The organism is Profundibacter amoris (assembly GCF_003544895.1).
Lineage (GTDB): Bacteria > Pseudomonadota > Alphaproteobacteria > Rhodobacterales > Rhodobacteraceae > Profundibacter > Profundibacter amoris.
Genome location: NZ_CP032125.1, coordinates 2916231 through 2929344, shown reverse-complemented (window position 1 = coordinate 2929344; position 13114 = coordinate 2916231). Strand labels below are relative to the sequence as shown.

12 protein-coding genes are annotated in these 13114 nt (G+C 57.6%); 3 read left to right on the top strand and 9 right to left on the bottom strand.

Features of this window, described 5'->3' with window-relative positions; all coding sequences use genetic code 11:
• Positions 1–100: 100 nt before the first annotated feature.
• The 7 genes from pnp to BAR1_RS14610 all read right to left on the bottom strand — a co-directional run bounded on the left by pnp (position 101) and on the right by BAR1_RS14610 (position 8090).
• Positions 101–2227 carry a polyribonucleotide nucleotidyltransferase gene (gene pnp / locus BAR1_RS14640; RefSeq protein ID WP_118943712.1) on the bottom strand — a complete coding sequence of 709 codons (2127 nt, stop codon included), beginning with the start codon at positions 2225–2227 and terminating at the stop codon, positions 101–103.
• Between the two features lie 164 nt (positions 2228–2391).
• Positions 2392–2661 (bottom strand): 30S ribosomal protein S15, encoded by a 270-nt coding sequence (gene rpsO / locus BAR1_RS14635; RefSeq protein ID WP_118943711.1) that lies wholly within the window; start codon positions 2659–2661, stop codon positions 2392–2394.
• A gap of 132 nt (positions 2662–2793) precedes the next feature.
• On the bottom strand, positions 2794–3096 hold the full coding sequence (locus tag BAR1_RS14630; protein ID WP_118943710.1) for a DUF5665 domain-containing protein: 303 nt from the start codon (positions 3094–3096) through the stop codon (positions 2794–2796).
• 26 nt (positions 3097–3122) lie between these two features.
• Complete coding sequence (locus BAR1_RS14625; RefSeq protein ID WP_118943709.1) at positions 3123–3632, bottom strand: DUF1643 domain-containing protein; 510 nt, start codon at positions 3630–3632, stop codon at positions 3123–3125.
• Between the two features lie 84 nt (positions 3633–3716).
• Positions 3717–6068, bottom strand: a complete 2352-nt coding sequence (locus BAR1_RS14620) for an aldehyde dehydrogenase family protein (protein WP_118943708.1) — start codon at positions 6066–6068, stop codon at positions 3717–3719.
• 3 nt (positions 6069–6071) lie between these two features.
• Positions 6072–7076, bottom strand: coding sequence for a deoxyribose-phosphate aldolase (gene deoC, locus BAR1_RS14615; RefSeq protein ID WP_228408564.1), 1005 nt, complete (start codon positions 7074–7076; stop codon positions 6072–6074).
• Positions 7077–7316: 240 nt separating this feature from the next.
• Positions 7317–8090, bottom strand: a complete 774-nt coding sequence (locus BAR1_RS14610) for a transporter substrate-binding domain-containing protein (protein WP_118943707.1) — start codon at positions 8088–8090, stop codon at positions 7317–7319.
• A 124-nt stretch (positions 8091–8214) separates the two neighbouring features.
• Between BAR1_RS14610 and BAR1_RS14605 the strand changes: the two genes are divergently transcribed.
• Both BAR1_RS14605 and BAR1_RS14600 read left to right on the top strand, forming a co-directional pair.
• Entirely contained in the window at positions 8215–8961 is a 747-nt protein-coding gene (locus BAR1_RS14605; protein ID WP_118943706.1) for an amino acid ABC transporter ATP-binding protein, read from the top strand.
• An 11-nt stretch (positions 8962–8972) separates the two neighbouring features.
• Positions 8973–9737: an amino acid ABC transporter permease gene (locus BAR1_RS14600; RefSeq protein ID WP_194295009.1), complete on the top strand. Its 765-nt coding sequence runs from the start codon at positions 8973–8975 to the stop codon at positions 9735–9737.
• A gap of 3 nt (positions 9738–9740) precedes the next feature.
• On the opposite strand, the gene BAR1_RS14595 is transcribed toward BAR1_RS14600, so the two are convergent.
• Positions 9741–11132, bottom strand: coding sequence for an aspartate aminotransferase family protein (locus BAR1_RS14595; protein ID WP_118943704.1), 1392 nt, complete (start codon positions 11130–11132; stop codon positions 9741–9743).
• Positions 11133–11206: 74 nt separating this feature from the next.
• A complete protein-coding gene (locus BAR1_RS14590) occupies positions 11207–11860 on the bottom strand; it encodes a GntR family transcriptional regulator (protein ID WP_118943703.1) in 654 nt (217 codons plus the stop codon).
• 123 nt (positions 11861–11983) lie between these two features.
• Between BAR1_RS14590 and BAR1_RS14585 the strand changes: the two genes are divergently transcribed.
• Positions 11984–13069, top strand: a complete 1086-nt coding sequence (locus BAR1_RS14585; protein ID WP_118943702.1) for a polyamine ABC transporter substrate-binding protein — start codon at positions 11984–11986, stop codon at positions 13067–13069.
• Positions 13070–13114 lie beyond the last annotated feature (45 nt).

Here is a 13114-nt window from a genome sequence, read left to right as displayed (position 1 = left end):
TAGCCGCAAAAATGGAGCAGCCAAAATAACAATTCCGTAATCAAAAAGGCCCCGGCGTTTCCATCGGGGCCTTTTTTCGAAATTTATTAGAAAACAAAGATTACTCTTTGTCTTCTGTAATCTCTTTGCCGGTTTCCTGATCGACCATCTTCATCGCCAGACGAACCTTGCCGCGATCATCAAAGCCCAGCAGTTTGACCCAGACCTCTTGACCCTCTTTCAGAACATCCGAAGGATGGTTCAGACGGCGGTTTTCGATTTGCGAAACATGGACCAGACCGTCGCGCTTGCCAAAGAAGTTCACGAATGCGCCGAAATCGACGATTTTGACAACTTTGCCGCGATAGATCTTGCCTTCTTCCGGTTCAGCCACGATCGAGTTGATCATGTCATAGGCCTTCTGGATGGCTTCGGCATTCGGCGAGGCGATCTTGATGATCCCTTCGTCGTTGATGTCGACTTTGGCGCCGGATACTTCAACGATTTCGCGGATCACCTTACCACCCGAGCCGATCACTTCGCGGATTTTATCCGTCGGGATCTGCATGGTTTCGATGCGTGGTGCGTGGGCACTGAATTCGCCAGCTTCGGTCAGTGCGTTGGCCATTTCACCAAGGATGTGCAGACGGGCGTCTTTGGCCTGTGCCAATGCCTTGTCCATGATGTCGGGTGTAATGCCCGCAACCTTGATGTCCATTTGCAGCGATGTGATGCCTTTGTCAGTCCCGGCAACCTTGAAGTCCATGTCGCCAAGGTGGTCTTCGTCACCCAGAATATCGGTCAGGATGGCGTAATCGCCGCTGTCCTCTAGGATCAAACCCATGGCCACACCGGCAACAGGGGCCTTCAGGGGCACACCGGCATCCATCATCGACAACGAACCACCACAGACCGAAGCCATCGAGGACGAGCCGTTGGATTCGGTAATTTCCGACACAACCCGAATTGTGTAGGGGAAATCGGTGGCAGGGGGCAGAACCGCCTGCAACGCGCGCCATGCCAGTTTACCGTGGCCGATTTCGCGCCGGCCGGTGAAACCAAAGCGGCCAACTTCGCCAACCGAATAGGGCGGGAAGTTATAGTGCAGCATGAAGTTGGATTTATACATGCCTTGCAGCGCATCGATCATCTGTTCGTCATCGCCGGTGCCCAGAGTGGTTACAACCAGCCCTTGGGTTTCGCCGCGTGTAAACAGGGCCGAGCCGTGTGTGCGGGGCAGCAGGCCGGTTTCGGATGTGATCGGGCGCACCGTGGTGGTGTCGCGCCCGTCGATCCGTTTACCGGTTTTCACAACGTCGCCACGCAGGATGCTGGCTTCCAGCTTCTTCATTGCTGAACCCAGATTTTCGTCGGCCAGCTGTTCGTCGGTCAACGCCGCCTTGATGGCTTCGCGGGCTTCGGCAACGGCCGTGGTGCGTTCCTGTTTGTCGGTGATCGCGAATGCTTTGCGCATCAGCTTCTCGCCGGCTTTGGCTACCGCCTCGTACAGCTCGGAATAATCGGCGGGCTGATAGTCGAACGGCTCTTTGGCGCAATCTTCGGCAAAGTCGATGATCAGGTCGATCACCGGCTGGATCTGTTCGTGGGCGAAATTCACAGCGCCCAGCATTTCTTCTTCGGTCAGTTCGTAGGCTTCGGATTCAACCATCATCACGGCGTCTTTGGTGCCGGCGACAACCAGATCAAGCCGCTGCTCGGGCTTGTTGCGCAGATCGTGCATGTCGTCGATTTCAGGGTTTAGGATGTATTCGCCATCCACAAAACCAACGCGACAGGCACCAATCGGCCCCATGAACGGCACGCCGGAAATTGTCAGCGCGGCCGAGGCACCGATCATCGCGACCATATCGGGATCATTCACCAGATCGTGTGACAGAACGGTACAGATTACCAGAACTTCGTTTTTGAAACCGGGAACAAACAGCGGGCGGATCGGGCGGTCGATCAGGCGCGATGTCAGGGTTTCTTTTTCGGTCGGGCGTGCTTCGCGTTTGAAGAACCCGCCGGGCACTTTGCCGGCTGCATAATATTTTTCACCATAGTGAACGGTCAGCGGGAAAAAATCCTGACCGGGTTTTTGTGTCTTTGCAAAAGTCACAGCACACAGAACGCTGGTTTCGCCCAAAGTGGCGATCACACAGCCGTCTGCCTGACGGGCGATCTTGCCCGTTTCCAGTGTCAGCTTCTCTTCGCCCCACTGCATAGATTTCGTCGTTACGTTAAACATATCATTTCCTAGTTTGGCCGCCGGGGCCCATCCCCTTTGGCCGATTTCATACGGGCCGTATGCCCGTGACCTGTTTCATTTGCATTTTACAATCTGTAGGTCCGGCAGATTGCGGCATCTTAAAAAGCAAGAAGCGCCCCGCAGGGCGCATCTTTGGGTCGTCATTAGCGGCGCAGGCCGAGGCGTTTGATCAGATCCTGATAACGCGTTTCGTCTTTGGCGCGGGTATAGTCCAGAAGTTTGCGACGTGTCGCAACCAGTTTCAAAAGACCACGGCGGGAATGGTTATCCTTTTTGTGGGTTTTGAAGTGTTCGGTCAGTGTCGCGATCCGCGATGACAAAACAGCAACCTGGACTTCGGGCGAACCTGTGTCGCCTTCGTGGGTTGCGAATTCTTTCATGATGCGGGCTTTTTCTTCTTTGGTAATCGACATCGGGGTCTCCTTTAATATCAAAAGTTGCGGGCACAGGCCGGGATGTCGTCCAGCAAGGTCCATAGAGCATCCGCCCGATGAATCAGGCAGACACGCGCGTATAGGGTGAAACGGCGCAAAAGGAAAGGGGTTTTACTGTGGTGTTCCGTTTTGCCTGATCATATCCGCGATCTCTTTGGCCCATTCGCCGACAATCGGGATAAAGTCGATGTTTGATAGCGAATAAACCAGCAGATAGACAAGAAACGTCGCGCCGATCACCGAGCCAAGGCCGAAGGCCAGCCCGCGGATGAATTGAAACTGCACCAGCCTCCATGCGGAATTGTGGATGCGCACGAAACGGTGGTTGTTCAGGCGGTGCAATTCCTGTTTCAGTTCCGCAATCTCGGTCTGAAGGTCGGGGGTTTTGTCATCTTCCGGAATACTGTCGGGCATCAATTACCTTGTGTGTTTACCTGTCGTTACCCGTCCCATAGCACAGGTTGCACCGCATAGGCGATATAAAGCGGGTGTTTGGGGTGGCCCGCTTTGGACAGCCCAAGCTGATAGAGCGGCAATCCGGTGCCGCGCATCAGGGTTTCAACCTGCGGGCCGCGCATCAGGTGTTCGCCGTGGGTGCCCCATGCGCAGATGACCTGATCGGCCCAGTCACAGCCTTCAAGGATAGCCGCGTCATTGGCGGGGCCGACGGGATCAGCCGCCTTGCGCATCTTGCGCGGGTCGGTGTCGCGCCATGCGAAAATATTGGCGACGCGAAAGGCGCCAAAGCCCAGCGTGCGGGCGCGGCGCTCGCAACGTTCGACCGTGGGGTCGTTCTGCACCTCGGTCGCGGTCGAGGGGTTGAGCATGACAAAGAATGCCTTCTTTCCTTCCGGCTCCCAAATGCGGGTCAGGGAATAGCGGTATTTCTCGCAATCCGAATAAATGGCGGTAGAATGGGCGTCGCCTTTTTGAAAGCTGCGGGTGATCATGGGTGCTGCGCTGTCCCGCACTTGATGCGGGATCTCCTGACAGGCAGGGGAAGGCCCCGGATCAAGTCCGGGGCAGCGGCGTTCCTACTCGCCATAAGGCACCCAGATATTCTTGACTTCGGTCGCTTGTTGCAGGAATTCGCGCCCTTCGCCATCCTTGCCGAACCAGTCGCGCGCGTGGGCATCGTTGACCCATGTGCGTTTCAGGTTGCCAGCCGAGGCATGTTCGATCTGTGCTGACAAATCGGTCGAGGAAAAACTCCAGACCGCATCCACATCCAGATGCCCCGCCATTGGCCCCGCCAGATCGGCATGATCGCCGGTCAGGATGTTGACCACCCCTGCGGGCACGTCCGAGGTATCCAGCACCTGATAGAAATCGGTTGCCGCCAGTGGCGCGGCCTGACTGGCCGCCAGCACGCAGGTGTTGCCCAACGCAATCGCGGGCGCCATGACGGAAATCAGGCCCAGCAACGGCGCTTCATCAGGGCAAAGCGCGCCGATCACGCCAACGGGTTCTTTCATCGCCAGCGCGATGCCGCGAATGGGGACGCCATGTGCCTGACCATCATATTTATCGGCCCAAGCGGCATAGGTGAACAGGCGGGACAGGGTTGCGTCCACTTCTTTGCGCCCGCCGGTTTTGCCGCTCATCTGGTTCAGGCGGTGGGCGAATTCGTCGCCACGTGCCGACAGGTTTTCGGCGATGTAATACAGGATCTGCGCCCGCAGATGGCCGGTGGTTTTACCCCAGCCTTTGGCAGCATGGGCGGCCTCGACCGCATTGCGGATGTCCTTGCGTGAGCCTTGGCCGACATGGCCCAGCAGCTTGCCTTTGGGCGACCAGATCGCGGTGGAATAACCGCTGTCGGGCCGTGCCTGTTTGCCACCGATATACATCTTGGCGGTGCGGTCCAGTCCGGTGATCTGCGCATCCTTTGGCGCGGATACCGGTGCGACAGGATGCAATGGCTTGCTGGCGATTTTCGGTCTGGTATAGGCCGATAGCCCCTCCCAGCCGCCTTCGCGCCCGAAACCGCTTTCGCGCACACCGCCAAAACCGGCCGCCGCGTCAAACAGGTTGGTCGCATTGACCCAGACAATGCCCGCTACCAGTTTGGGCGCGATATCCAGCGCCAGATTGACATTCTCGCTCCAGACGCTTGCGGCCAGACCATAGCGGGTGTTGTTGGCCAGTTGCACGGCCTCGGCCGGAGTGCGGAAGGTGGTGGACACCAGCACGGGGCCAAAGATTTCCTCTTGCATCAGATAGGCGGCGGAATGCAGGCCGGTGATCAGGGTCGGCGGGTAATAGCAGCCCTGATTGGGCAGTTTGCATTTGGCGTGGTAAACCTCGCCCTCATGCCCGCCCTTGGCAACCATATCGGTGACGGTGGCGTGCTGCACAGGGTCCACCAGCGCGCCGATGTCGATGCATTTGTCCAATGGATCGCCCATACGCAAGCCGTCCATCCGCGCCTTCAACTTGGCGTAGAATTCCTCGGCAATGCCTTCCTGTACCAGCAGGCGCGAGCCGGCACAGCAGACCTGCCCCTGATTGAACCAGATCGCATCGACCAGCCCCTCGACGGCGGAATCTATATCCGCATCGTCAAACACGATGTATGGGGATTTTCCGCCCAGCTCCAGCGTCAGCGCCTTGCCGGAACCGGCGGTGGCCTCGCGGATGCGGCGGCCAACGGCGGTGGAACCGGTAAAGGCGATTTTGTCGATATCCTCGTGGGTGACGATCATTTCACCCACAGCCCCATTGCCGGTGACGATGTTGACAACACCCTTGGGCAGGCCCGCCTGAACGCAAATTTCCGCAAACAGCAGCGCGGTTAAGGATGTGTATTCCGCAGGTTTCAGCACACAGGCATTGCCGGTGGCAATCGCGGGGGCGATTTTCCAGGCCAGCATCAACAGCGGGAAATTCCACGGGATGATCTGGCCGCAAACGCCAATGGGTTCGGCGTCGGGCAGCTCGGACTCCATCAGCTGCGCCATGCCCGCGTGGTAATAGAAATGCCGCTGCACCAGCGGGATGTCGATGTCGCGGCTTTCGCGGATCGGTTTACCGTTGTCCATCGTTTCCAGCACCGCAAACAGGCGACTGTGTTTTTGCAGCAGGCGGGCAATGGCATAAAGCACCTTGGCCCGTTCATGGCCCGATGTGCGCGCCCATTTCTTTTGCGCCTTGGTGGCGGCGGTTACGGCGGCGTCCACATCATCGCTGCTGGCCTGTGTGACCAGCGCCAGAATGTCGCCGGTGGCCGGATTGCGGGATTCAAAGCCGTCGTGATGCGGGGTGAATTCGCCATTGATGAACTGGCCGAACTTGCCGTCATATTTGGCAATCCACGCCATCACTTCGGAGGTGCTTTCGGGGGCGGGGCCATAGTCCATGGTCTCGAAGATATCTTTTACAGTCATGGCTTATCCAATCGCGTGGCGGTAAGAGGCAGAGTAGTTGCCGGTCACATGGTGTTCCAGCTGGCGTTCCAGATCGCCCAGCAGGGACGAGGCGCCGAAACGGAACATATCCGGCGAAAGCCAGCGGTTGCCCAGTTCGTCCTTGAGCAGGGTCAGATAGGTGACCGCATCCTTGGCCTTTGAAATTCCGCCCGCCGGTTTATAGCCAACGCGGAACCCCGTGCGGGTGTGGTAATCGCGAATGGCGCGCATCATCACCAGTGAAACGGGCAGGGTGGCGTTGACGGCTTCCTTACCGGTCGAGGTTTTGATGAAATCGGCACCGGCCATCATGCAAATCAACGAGGCACGCGCGACATTGCGCAGACTACCCAACTCGCCGGTGGCAAGGATCGCCTTGACGTGGGCATCGCCACAAGCAGCGCGAAATTCGCGCATTTCGTTATAAAGGGCCTGCCAGTTTCCGGTCAGCACATGGCGCCGCGATATCACGATGTCGATTTCCGAGGCCCCTGCCTTCACGCTCTCGCCGATCTCGGCCACGCGCAGGTGGTAGGGGGACAGGCCGGCAGGAAAGCCGGTGGAAACGGCGGCCACGGGAATTCCGGTGCCTTCCAGTGCAGCCACGGCGGTTTCGACCATCTCGTGATAGACGCAAACCGCGCCGGTGGTGATTCCTTCGACGCCTAATGCTTCCAGAATATCCGCGCGCACGGGTTGGCGGGCCTTGGCACAAAGGCGGCGCACGCGGCCCGGAGTGTCGTCACCCGACAGGGTGGTCAGATCAATCATGGTGATTGCTTTTAGCATCCATGCCGCCTGATAATCCTTTTTCACCGACCGCCGACCAGGTAGCGATTTAACGCGGCGTTCAATGGCGGATGTGTTGGCCTGCGCCCCCGTCACCCAGTCCATATCCAGTTCCATCCCCGGGTTTCGCGGCTCGTGCACCTGCGGCAGACCGGCGGTTTTGGCGGGGGTGTTGATAGGCTTTATTTTGCTTTGCAACTGTCTGGCTCCTTGATCACCTTGCAAGGTCTCACGTTCAGGGGGGTATTTGCAAGTTTTACCAAATGATCAAGAGGGAAATGATGCGGCCAATTGGTCAGGCCGCATCATTTGGCCGGTTTTGGCCTAAAGCGTGTCGCGCCTGATTGGACGCGGGCATTCAATGGTCAGACCGAGGCAGCGTTCGCATAAGCGAATGCGTTCGGGCCGGCCAGTGAATTCGATTTGGTGCGGCATGCTCTAAAGACCCCATTTTTCGGCGGTTTGGGCAAAGAAACCCTTGGCCTGCTTCAGTTTGATCCAGTTGTTCACATAGTTGATCCAGACCTGATCGTCCTGCGGCAGGATCATCGCGATCGGGGTGGGTGATTTGGGCTGCTCGACCGCAATCTGGTGCACATTGTCGAATTTCGCAATCAGGGTCGCGCCTTCGATGTTCGATGTGATGAACACATCGGCGCGTCCCGCCAGAACCTCTTGATAGCCACGGGCGGGGGCATCGACCACTTTGATTTGCGCATCGGGGAACCATTCCTTCACCAGCTTTTCAAAGGTGGTGCCAAGGGTGGTTGCCACCACCACGCCGGGGTCGTTCACGGATGCCCAGCCATCGAAACGGCCCAGTTTGTCATCGGTTGTAAACGGGAAAATCTGCACCGACAGATAGCTTTCGGAAAACCCGGCCGCCTTCATCCGCGTCGGACTGATCGAGGCGGAACCGGTGATGTGATAATTCCCCGCGACCACACCGTTGACCAGTGTTTTCCAGTCGGTCGGGACCAGTTCCAGCTCCACGCCCAGATCCTTGGCCAGTTCGGTCATGATGTCGATGTCATAACCCTTGTAGCTGTTGGTCGCCGGATCACGCACCGACATCGGGTTCCAGTCACCGGTTGTACCGACCTTGAGGGTGCCGGACGACAGGATGTCATTCAGCGCGGATTGTGCAGTGGCTGGCAGGCCCAGAAGGGCGGTTAAAAAGGTTGTGATTGCGAATATTCTGAAAAATCTCATCTTAACGTTCCCTGCGAATTTATTGTTGTAACGGTCTTTTGTTTTAGCCCGCGGTGGTGGCTATTTCCATCTATAGATGGTCAGGTAATAATAAGTTGAACGGAAAACGGGCAGGGCAGGCAGGATGCAGGGCGGCGAAGTTGCAATTGAAATCAGCGGTGTGGGTAAATGGTTTGGTGAATATCAGGCGTTGAAGGACATCACCCTGACAGTGCCGTTTGGTGAAAAGCTGGTAATTTGCGGGCCGTCCGGCTCGGGTAAATCCACGCTGGTGCGCTGTATCGACCGGCTGGAATCGCATGATACAGGGCGGATTGTGGTCGACGGGGTTGAACTGACCAATGATGCTGCAAGCATCGCGCAGGTGCGTGCGGAAATCGGCATGGTGTTTCAGCAGTTCAACCTGTTCCCGCACCTGACAGTGCTGGAAAACCTGACCTTGGGGCCAATCAAGGCACGCGGCTTGTCACGGGCCGAGGCCGAAGCCCGCGCGATGCACTATCTGGAACGGGTGCACATCCCCGAACAGGCCGACAAGAAACCCGGCCAACTGTCGGGCGGGCAGCAACAGCGGGTGGCAATTGCCCGCAGCCTGTGCCTGGAACCCAAACTGATGCTGTTTGACGAACCCACCTCGGCGCTGGACCCTGAAATGATTGCCGAGGTTCTGGATGTGATCCTTGATCTGGCGACGGAAGGGATGACGATGGTCGTGGTGACCCATGAAATGGGTTTCGCCCGCAAGGCCGCCGACCGGGTGGTATTCATGGACAAGGGCGAGATACTGGAATCCGCCCCGCCCGAAGAATTCTTTACCGCGCCCAAAACCGCGCGTTGCCGCAAATTCCTGAACCAGATTTTGCAGCATTAGGGGGGCAGATGATGAGATTGAAAACTCTGTTCCTGTTATCCCTGACGCTGTTTATCGCGGGTTGTGGTTCGTCCAATATCTGGGGCTGGTATGTGATTGACCCGCGAACGCCAGCGGGCTGGATCAACATCAAATTCCTGCTGGGCGGGTTTGGATCAACCATCCTGCTGTCACTGATCGCGGCGGGGCTGTCGATGGTGCTGGGGCTGATTGTGGCCCTGCCCGGCATGTCGCCGCGCCGCTGGCTGCGCATCCCGTCGCGGATCTATATCGAACTGGTGCGGGCCGTGCCCTTGCTGCCGATGTTGTTCTGGGTGTTCTACGGATTGCCGGTGGTGCTGAAATCTATGGGGATCCACATCAGCATTGATCCGTTCTGGGGCGCAATCATCGCCTTGGCGGTGTCCGACAGCGCCTTTACCGCCGAAATCTATCGCGCGGGCATCCAGTCGATCCCCAAAGGGCAGGTCGAGGCAGGGCAAACCATTGGCCTGACCTACGCTCAAAACATGCGCCATGTGATCCTGCCCCAGGCGATCCGGCGCATCTTGCCGCCGCTTGCAAACCAGTTCATCTATATCGTTAAGATGTCGGCCTTTGCCTCGGTCATCGGTATGCAGGAACTGACGCGCCGCGCCAATGAACTGGTGGTGACGGAATACCGGCCGCTGGAAATCTATACCCTGCTGATCGTCGAATATCTGCTGCTGGTGTTGATTATCAGCGCCTTTGTGCGTTGGCTGGAACGCAGGATGGGCGCTGATGAACGGGGCTGAACGCTACTTGAACAGCCCTTCCTTTTTCGCCAGCAGATAGGCCTCGTCAATCGAGCGATAAGCGCGGTCCATCAGTGTGTCGATGTCGTCTTTGGTCAGGATCAGCGGTGGCGAGATGATCATCCGGTCCCCCACATGACGCATCACCAGTTTGTTTTCAAAACAGCGATCACGGCACATCAGGCCGATGGTGCCGGCGGGCGCCTGGAACGGGGCGCGGTTGGCTTTGTCCGGGGACATGGCGACCGATGCGACCATACCGCAGACCTTTGCCTCGCCGATCATCGGGTGGTCGGCCAGTTCGGTCCAGCGTTCGGCCAGATAAGGGGCGGTCACATCGCGCACGGTGTCGACGATCTTTTCCTCTTCCAGAATACGCAGGTTTTCCAGCGCCACGGCGGCCGAGACCGGATGGGCGGAATAGGTGTAACCGTGGTTGAAGTCACCGGCGTTGGCGATTACTTCGGCCACCTCGTCCGACACCATCGAGCCACCAATCGGCGCATAGCCCGAGGACAAGCCCTTGGCGATGGTCATAATATCGGGGCGGATGTTGAAGGTATCGCAGCCGAACCAGTTGCCGGTGCGCCCAAAGCCGCAGATCACCTCATCGGCGATCAGCAGGATTTCGTGCGCATCGCAAATCCGCTGGATTTCCGGCCAGTAGGTTTCGGGCGGAATGATCACCCCGCCCGCACCCTGAATCGGCTCGGCGATAAAGGCGGCTACGCGGTCCTCACCGATTTCGGCAATCGCCTGCTCCAGCTGGCGGGCGCGTTCCAGACCGAATTCCTCGGGCGACAGATCGCCGCCCTGTGCATACCAGTTGGGCTCATCGATGTGGTGGATATCGGGGATCGGCAGGCCGCCCTGCGCGTGCATCGCCGACATTCCGCCAAGGCTGGCGGCGGCAACGGTCGATCCGTGATAGGCGTTCTTGCGCGATATGATCACCTTTTTGTCGGGCTTGCCCTTGGCGGCCCAGTAGTGACGCACTAGGCGAATGTTGGTGTCGTTGGCATCCGATCCCGAGCAGCCATAAAACACCTGGTTCAGATCACCGGGCACCAGTTCGGCCAGTTTGGTGGCCAGCGCCACGGCGGGCACATGGGTGGTCTGGAAGAAGGTGTTGTAATAGGGCAGTTCGCGCATTTGCCGTGCGGCGGCTTCGGCCAGTTCGTGACGGCCATAGCCGATGTTGACGCACCACAGACCCGCCATCGCGTCCATCAGTTCCACACCTTCGGAATCCGTCAGCGTCACGCCTTTGGCCGAGGTGATCACCCGCGCGCCCTTGGCGGCCAGTTCGGCACCGGCGGTAAACGGGTGCATATGATGCGCTGCATCAAGTTCCTGAAGCTCTTTGGTGGGCGGGTGGTTGGTGATCATGTTCATTGCGCATCTCCTGATGAAGCGGGTTTGATGCAGAATATGATCAAATTATTTTCTGTCAAACGGAATTGCTGTGTTTATGCATTTTCCAGCGATTGGCGGATGGCCTCGTGTCCCTGATGCAGGTCTTCCTTGATCGCCTGCGCCACCGCCTGCGGGTCGCCATCGCGCATGGCTTGCAACGCTTCCTGATGTTTGTCCGGCAGACTTGCGGTGCCGTACCGCCCCAGAACCACCCTCAAGGACGGACCGATTCGCAGCCAGAGTGATGCCGACATCGACAACAGGATATGGGCATCGGACTGTTGATACAGGTCATGGTGAAACCGGTAGTTGTATTTCAGGTAATCCGCGACATTTCCATTCGCGATCGCCACGTTCAGGGCCTGATCGGTGTCATATAACCCTTGATAATCCGTGCCCGACATGCGGCTGGTCGCCAGATAGGCCAATCGGGGTTCGATTGACAGTCGGGCAAAGGCGATTTCATCCAGTTGGGCCAGTGTCATTTGCGGCAGGATGATCCGCCGGTTGCCTTGAAATTCCAGTGCCCCTTCGGCGGTCAGGCGGCGGATGGCCTCGCGCACCGGCGTCATGCCGACGCCCAGTTCCTGCACCAGCCCCTGAATGGTGACCGGTTGACCGGGGGCAAATTCGCCCAGCAGGATCATCTCGCGGATCTGGCGATAGACGACCTCGTGAACGGGCAGGTTTTGCGGTGAATTATCCACTTTGTCCCCTTGGAAACGGTATCAACAATGACCCGAGTGGAAACTTTTTATTGCTTTGTGTCAATTTTTTTGATCAAATATTTCGACGGGAGCCGCGACTCCCGACCAACGGGAGAACAATCTATGAAAACGAATTTGCTGACAATGACGGCAGTGCTGGCCCTTGGGGCGGGCGCGGTTATGGCTGAAGAAGTGCATGTCTACAACTGGTCCGACTACATCGACGAAGGCCTGCTGACCAAGTTTCAGGACGAAACCGGTATCACGCTGATCTATGATGTGTTTGATTCCAACGAATTGCTGGAAACGAAAATGCTGGCCGGTGGGTCGGGTTATGATGTGGTGGTGCCGACGGCTGAATTCCTGCAACGGCAAATTCAGGCGGGCGCCTTCCAGAAACTGGATTATTCCAAGCTGCCCAATGCCGTGAACATGTGGGACGTAATCAAGGAACGCACAGCACAGTATGACCCCGGCAACGAATATTCGATCAACTATATGTGGGGCACCACCGGTATCGGCGTGAATGTTGCAAAAGTGAAAGAAGCGCTGGGAGAGGACGCCCCGATTGACTCGCTCGCGCTGATTTTCGATCCGGCCAATATGGAAAAACTGCAAAAATGCGGTGTGCATTTTCTGGATGCGCCATCGGAAATGATCCCTGCCGCGCTGGCCTATCTGGGCGAAAACCCGGATTCGGATGATCCCGATGTCATTGCCAAGGCCGGACCGGTTCTGACAGCCGTGGCCCCCTATGTGCAGAAATTCCACAGCTCGGAATATATCAACGCACTGGCCAACGGCGACATCTGCGTGGCCTTCGGCTGGTCCGGTGATGTGCTACAGGCGCGTGACCGCGCTGACGAGGCGGACAACGGCGTTGAAATCGCCTATAATTCCCCGAAAGAAGGCGCCTTGATGTGGTTTGACCAGATGGCCATTCCGGTGGATGCACCAAACCCCGACGGGGCGCATAAATTCCTGAATTTCATCATGGATGCACATAATGCGGCGGCTGCGTCGAACTATGTTTACTACGCCAACGGTAACAAGGCCTCGCAAGAGTTTCTGGAAGAGGATGTGATTACCGATCCGGCGATCTATCCGGACGAGGAAACCATGAAGCACCTTTACACCAAACGGCCTTATGCGCCCAAGGTGCAGCGGATTGTGACCCGTTTGTGGACCAAAGTAAAATCCGGCATCTAAGACCGTGACCAAATACTCCCCGCATAGGCCATGTGCCCGTGCGGG

What these genes read in the sequence shown, in the direction of transcription:
- pnp (WP_118943712.1), bottom strand. Translation starts at nt 2,227, where the DNA reads ATGTTTAACGTAACGACGAAATCTATGCAGTGGGGCGAAGAGAAGCTG.
- rpsO (WP_118943711.1), bottom strand. Translation starts at nt 2,661, where the DNA reads ATGTCGATTACCAAAGAAGAAAAAGCCCGCATCATGAAAGAATTCGCA.
- BAR1_RS14630 (WP_118943710.1), bottom strand. Translation starts at nt 3,096, where the DNA reads ATGCCCGACAGTATTCCGGAAGATGACAAAACCCCCGACCTTCAGACC.
- BAR1_RS14625 (WP_118943709.1), bottom strand. Translation starts at nt 3,632, where the DNA reads ATGATCACCCGCAGCTTTCAAAAAGGCGACGCCCATTCTACCGCCATT.
- BAR1_RS14620 (WP_118943708.1), bottom strand. Translation starts at nt 6,068, where the DNA reads ATGACTGTAAAAGATATCTTCGAGACCATGGACTATGGCCCCGCCCCC.
- BAR1_RS14610 (WP_118943707.1), bottom strand. Translation starts at nt 8,090, where the DNA reads ATGAGATTTTTCAGAATATTCGCAATCACAACCTTTTTAACCGCCCTT.
- BAR1_RS14605 (WP_118943706.1), top strand. Translation starts at nt 8,215, where the DNA reads ATGCAGGGCGGCGAAGTTGCAATTGAAATCAGCGGTGTGGGTAAATGG.
- BAR1_RS14600 (WP_194295009.1), top strand. Translation starts at nt 8,973, where the DNA reads ATGAGATTGAAAACTCTGTTCCTGTTATCCCTGACGCTGTTTATCGCG.
- BAR1_RS14595 (WP_118943704.1), bottom strand. Translation starts at nt 11,132, where the DNA reads ATGAACATGATCACCAACCACCCGCCCACCAAAGAGCTTCAGGAACTT.
- BAR1_RS14585 (WP_118943702.1), top strand. Translation starts at nt 11,984, where the DNA reads ATGAAAACGAATTTGCTGACAATGACGGCAGTGCTGGCCCTTGGGGCG.